We start from the raw sequence: 848 nt of genomic DNA on the forward strand, positions 1-848 counted from the left end.
GTCCACGGTCCCGGACCCCGAGGGCCGTATCGGCGGCTCGAAGGCCCGGGCCTGGAAGGTCTCGCGGAAGCTGCGGAAGTCCGCGGACGCCGCCGCCTCCGCCGCGAAGAACGCCGCGGCCACCTATGCCGCCTTCCAGCAGGCGTACGAGGAAGAGATCAACCGCGTCAAGCACCGTGCCCGGCGCCCCCAGGGTCCGCGCATGGACTGGGCTCAGCAGTAAGGGGAGGGGCGGTCATGGGTGAGAAGGACATCGAGCAGCAGCACGAGGAACAGCTCAAGGGCGAGTCGGCACTCGCGGGGGTCGGCAAGTACCTGTTGCACCGGGCAAAGCCGCACCTGCCCCCGTGGCTCGGGGTCGTGGGCGTGGGCGTGGTCGGGGAGGGCGCACACCTGATGTGGGCTGACTCCCCGTGGGGCGCGGCCGGTCTCACGCTCGCCTCGGTCGCGCTGACCGGTGCGACGTGGTGGGCGGGCCGGGGGACGAGCGCTCAGCGCCGGTTGCACTCCGCGATCACGGTTGCGGCGGGGTCGGTGTGGGTGACCGCCGCCGCCCTGTCCGGTCCGATCACTCACCCCGTGATCGACCTGTACGCCATGGGCGGCCCGGTCCTGGCCCTGTCGTGGAACGTCCGCATGGTCATGCGGCGCAACCCTGACGCGGTCGGGGAGTCCTCGGACAAGGGCCTGTTGGAGAAGGTCGGTCTGGCCCGTACGAAGCTGGGCACGGCGAAGGTGGAGCCGAACAAGGTCACCGTGCCGTACGCGCTCCCGGCCGGGGAGGCGACCAACGCGGACATGGCCAAGAGCCTGCCCCGGGTCGCGTCCGCGCTGGACGTGCCGACCAC

General features: G+C 71.8%; 1 protein-coding gene and 1 pseudogene. Both read left to right on the forward strand.

Annotated features, from left to right (window positions below; all coding sequences use genetic code 11):
• The coding region (gene traA, locus IH25_RS0136705; RefSeq protein ID WP_030621325.1) for a plasmid transfer protein TraA at nt 1-223 on the forward strand (223 nt) is incomplete at its 5' end.
• Nucleotides 224-237: 14 nt separating this feature from the next.
• Nucleotides 238-848: pseudogene (locus IH25_RS0136710) on the forward strand (plasmid transfer protein TraB); the annotation flags it as partial.

Source organism: Streptomyces achromogenes subsp. achromogenes (genome assembly GCF_000720835.1).
GTDB lineage: Bacteria > Actinomycetota > Actinomycetes > Streptomycetales > Streptomycetaceae > Streptomyces > Streptomyces achromogenes.